Annotated in this window: 4 protein-coding genes; all 4 read right to left on the reverse strand. The window is 70.9% G+C overall.

Translation table 11 applies throughout. The annotated features are described in order from the left end of the window. Positions 1-841: hydrogenase expression/formation protein HypE (gene hypE, locus CH341_RS28525; RefSeq protein WP_111422519.1), on the reverse strand; the 841-nt coding region annotated here is incomplete at its 3' end. After that, complete coding sequence (hypD, locus tag CH341_RS28530; RefSeq protein ID WP_111422522.1) at positions 838-1,995, reverse strand: hydrogenase formation protein HypD; 1,158 nt, start codon at positions 1,993-1,995, stop codon at positions 838-840. The genes hypE and hypD, both read right to left, overlap by 4 nt. Next, positions 1,992-2,225: a HypC/HybG/HupF family hydrogenase formation chaperone gene (locus CH341_RS28535; RefSeq protein ID WP_111422525.1), complete on the reverse strand. Its 234-nt coding sequence runs from the start codon at positions 2,223-2,225 to the stop codon at positions 1,992-1,994. The genes hypD and CH341_RS28535 overlap by 4 nt, the downstream gene beginning before the upstream one ends. 23 nt (positions 2,226-2,248) lie before the next feature. Beyond that, positions 2,249-4,497, reverse strand: a 2,249-nt coding sequence (gene hypF, locus CH341_RS28540; RefSeq protein WP_425376218.1) for a carbamoyltransferase HypF, incomplete at its 5' end; no start/stop codon positions are given.

The raw sequence follows: 4,497 nt of genomic DNA on the forward strand, positions 1-4,497 counted from the left end.
GCCCCAGCAGCTCGCAGGCGGCGGCGACCTGCGGCTTCACCGGGATCGCGTCCTCGGCGATCACGATGCCGACGCCGGACTGGTGCGCGACCTCGTTGAGGGTGGCAGCGAGGCCGCCGCGGGTCGGATCGCGCATCAGCTTCAGATGCGGCCCGGCGGCCGCGACCATGGCGGCGACCAGGCCGTGCAGCGCGGCCGAATCGGAGACGATCGCGGTCTCGAACTCCAGGTTCTCGCGGCTCGACATGATGGCGATCCCGTGGTCGCCGATCGAGCCCGACAGCAGAACGACGTCGCGGGGCCGGGCGCGGTCGCCGGAGAGATCGAGGCCCGCCGGCACCACGCCGACGCCGGCGGTCGAGATGAACACGCCGTCCGCCTTGCCGCGCTCCACCACCTTGGTGTCGCCCGTCACCACTGGCACGCCAGCGGCGCGCGACGCCTCCCCCATGCTCCGCGCGATACGATCGAGATCGGCGAGCCGAAATCCCTCCTCGACGATGAAGCTCGCCGACAGCCAGAGCGGACTGCCGCCGCTCATCGCGATGTCGTTGATGGTGCCGTGCACGGCGAGCGAGCCGATGTCGCCGCCGGGGAAGAACAACGGGGAGACCACGTAGCCGTCCGTGGTCATCACCAACTTGCCGCCGGCGGCGCCGGGCAGCGGCATCGCCGCCTGGTCGTTGCCCTGCGCCAGGAACGGATTCGCCAGCGCCGGCGCGAAGATGTCGGCGATGAGCTGCGCCATGGCGCGGCCGCCGGCGCCGTGGGTGAGCTCGATGCGACCGTTTTTCAGATCGAGCCTGCGGTGGCGTGGCCGCGGCGGCGTGTGCTGGTTCATGCGAGCACCTGGTCGCGCGCGGCCCGTGCCGTCGCGTGCTGGCGGAAACGCCCATACGTCCAATGCGCCGCGCACGATCCTTCCGAGGAGACCATGCAGGATCCCATCGGCGTCTCGGGCGTACAGACCGTGCCGAACAATTTGCAGTCGGCCGGCCGCTTGACGCCGCGCAGGATGGCGCCGCATTCGCAGGCCGGATTGTCCTCGGCCTTCTGGGTCACGATGCCGAAGCGGTTCTCGGCATCGAAGCGGGCGTAGCCGTCGCGCAGCTTCAGCGCCCCGTGCGGCACCTCGCCGAGGCCGCGCCACTCGAACGAAGGCCGCACCTCGAACAGTCTCGCCACCAGCGCCTGCGCCTTCTCGTTGCCTGTCGGCGTCACGGCGCGGATGTACTGGTTCTCGATCTCGGCGCGGCCCTGGTTCACCTGGCGCACCAGCATCAGGATCGCCTGCATCACGTCGAGCGGCTCGAACCCCGCCACGACGACCGGCTTGCGATACTGTTCGGCGCAGAACCGGTAGGGCGCCGTACCGATCACGGTCGACACATGGGCTGGCCCGACGAAGCCGTCCAAGAGAACCTCGCCGCGCTTCGCCTCCGGACTCTCCATGATGGCGCGGATCGCCGCCGGCGTGAGCACGTGGTTGCAGAAGACCGTGAAGTTCGTCAGGTCCTTCTTCGCTGCGATCTCGATCGCGACGGCGGTCGGTGGCGTCGTCGTCTCGAAGCCGATCGCGAAGAACACCACCTCGCGCGCCGGCTCGGCCTCGGCGATCTTCAGCGCATCGAGGGTCGAGTAGACCATGCGGATGTCGGCGCCGGCCGCCTTGGCCTTCAGCAGGCTCGCCCCGTCCGAGCCCGGCACCCGCATCAGGTCGCCATAGGTGCACAGGGTGACGCCGGGATTCTGGGCGAGCCGGATGGCGTCGTCCATGCGGCCCACGGGGAGCACGCAGACCGGGCAGCCCGGGCCGTGGATCATCCGGACATTGTCCGGCAGCAGATCCTCGATGCCGTAGCGCGAGATCGCGTGGGTGTGGCCGCCGCAGAACTCCATGAAGTGATAACGTCGGCCGGGCTCGACCGCGGTCGCGATCGAGCGTGCGATCTGCTTCGCCAGTGTGCCGTCGCGATACTCGTCGACGTATTTCATGCCGCTGCTCCTGGTGCGAGGCCGGCTTCGGCGAGCAGCGCCAGCGTGCGCTCGGCCTCCGCGGCATCGATCCGGGCCAGCGCGTAGCCGACATGCAGCACGACGTAATCGCCGGGCGCCACGGCGTCTAGCAGCGCCACCGAGATGGTCTTGGTCACGCCGTCGAGGCTCACCTTGGCCATGGCGTCGGGCAGAAGCTCGGTCACCCGGGCCGGAATCGCGAGGCACATGGGTCTTCTCCCTCGACCTTTCTTCACGGCTCTGGCGTCGCGGCTCTGGCCATCGCGGCCTGGCCGAGCGACAGGCCGCCGTCGTTCGGCGGCATCGTCCGGGCGAGCAGGGGCCCGAGCGCCCGTCTTCGTAAGGCCACCGACAGCCCCTCGGCCAGCACCCGGTTCATCATGCAACCGCCGCCGAGCATCACCTCGCGACGCCCGGACCGGCCGGCCGCATCCGCGATCCACGCCGCGATGCCTTCGATCAGGGTCCCGTGGAACAGGTCGGCTCCCGCCTGCCTGTCCGGCATGTCGGCCAGCGCCGCGAGCAGCCCGGAAAAGTCCAGCACGCCGTCCCGGCAGACAAAACCGTGATCCAGCGTACGCGGTGTTCCGACCAGCGCCTCCAGCTCCATGGCGGCCTGGCCCTCATAGGCCTGATGGGTGCGCACGCCCAGAAGCCCGGCCGCCGCATCGAACAGCCGCCCCAGGCTCGTGGTGACGGGCGCATTGGCGAGACGCATCGCCAGCCGACCAGGCAGCGGAATGTCCGGGAAGCGTCCCGAAACCTCGTCCGAGCGCCCGATGGCGGCCAGCGCCGCAACAGCCATGCGCCACGGCTCTCGCGCGGCGCGGTCGCCGCCGGGCAGCGCCAGCGGCGCCAGATGGCCGAGGCGCGTCCACGTCGCGCCGTCGACCAGCAGGAGCTCGCCGCCCCAGTTGCCGCCGTCGTCGCCCATCCCGTGGCCGTCGAGCGCGACGCCGAGCACCGGACCGGTGCGGCCGTGCTCGGCGGCGACGGCCGCCACATGAGCCGCGTGGTGCTGCACGCGGACCAGCGGCAGACCGAGTTCTTCGGCGAAGCCGGTCGAGCGATAATCCGGATGCAGGTCGCAGGCGACGCGCTCCGGCGTCACGTCGAGCACGGCGAGCAGATGCGCCACCGTCTCGCGATAGAACCTCACCGTCTCGACGGAATCGAGGTCGCCGACGTGCTGGGACACGAAGGCCTCGCGCCCGCGCGTCACCGTGACGGTCGCCTTCAGATGCGCGCCGACCGCCAGCACGCAGGAGCCGTCGGCGCCGAGGTCGACGGGCTCGGGGACGACACCACGGGCGCGGCGAACGAAGGCAGGCGCGCCGTCGATCAGCGTCATCACCGAGTCGTCGGTTCGCACCGCGATGGGCCGGTCGTGCGTCACGATCAGATCCGCGATACCGGCGAGTCGGCGCTGCGCGTCCTCGTCGTCGACCACCAGCGGCTCGCCGCCCGGATTGGCGCTGGTCGCCACCAGCGCCACATTCTGCGGGGTCGTGCGCCAGGCCCGATCCTCGGGTGAACCGAGCAGGGCGTGGAACAGCAGATGGTGAACCGGCGCGTAGGGCAGCATCAGGCCGACCTGCGACAGCCCGGGCGAGATCGACGGCGCCAGCACCGGTGCGTCCGTTCCCTTGCGCAGCGGCATCAGCACGATCGGCCGCGCAGGCCGCGTCGCCAAGGCGACATGCGCCTCGGTGGCCATGCCGAACAGCGCCAGCGACGCGGCGTTCGCCACCATCACGGCGAAGGGCTTCGCCTCGCGCGCCTTGCGGCGGCGCAGCTCCGCGACGCCAGCCTCGTCGGTCGCGTCACACATCAGGTGGAAGCCGCCGATGCCCTTCAGCGCGACGATCTTTCCCGAGCGCAAGGCGGCGGCGATCTCGCCGATCGGGTGGCTCAGCGTCGGACCGCAGCGGACGCAGGCGACCGGCTCGGCATGGAAGCGACGATCGCGCGGGTCCTGATAAGCAGCCGCGCAGTCCGGACACATGGCGAAGCCCGCCATCGCGGTGTTGGGCCGGTCGTAAGGGAGGCGCCGCGTGATGGTCCAGCGCGGACCGCAATGCGTGCAGTTGACGAACGGATAGAGATGAAAGCGGCTCGCCGGATCGAACAGCTCGTCGAGGCAGGCCTCGCAGGTGGCCGCGTCGGCCGGGACGCGGGTCGCCGCGCGCCCCGCCACGCTCCCGGCGATGACGAAGCCGTGGATGCCGGTCGGCACCAACGGGGTGCGCTCGACCGCGTCGATTTGCGCGAGCGATGGCGCCTCCGCCGTGAGCGCGGCGACGAACCCGTCGAGGCGGCCGCCTTCCGCCTCGATCAGCACGCCTTCGGCGTCGTTGCACACGGCGCCCGAAACGCCGAACCGCTCCGCGAGGCCGAACACGAAGGGCCGCATGCCGACCCCCTGCACCACCCCGCGCAGCCTTATTCTCTCGCGCGAGACCGGCGCGCCTTGCGACGATG

The sequence above is a fragment of the Rhodoplanes roseus genome (genome assembly GCF_003258865.1).
In the GTDB taxonomy this organism is placed as follows: domain Bacteria; phylum Pseudomonadota; class Alphaproteobacteria; order Rhizobiales; family Xanthobacteraceae; genus Rhodoplanes; species Rhodoplanes roseus.

What these genes read in the sequence shown, in the direction of transcription:
- hypD (WP_111422522.1), bottom strand. Translation starts at nt 1,995, where the DNA reads ATGAAATACGTCGACGAGTATCGCGACGGCACACTGGCGAAGCAGATC.
- CH341_RS28535 (WP_111422525.1), bottom strand. Translation starts at nt 2,225, where the DNA reads ATGTGCCTCGCGATTCCGGCCCGGGTGACCGAGCTTCTGCCCGACGCC.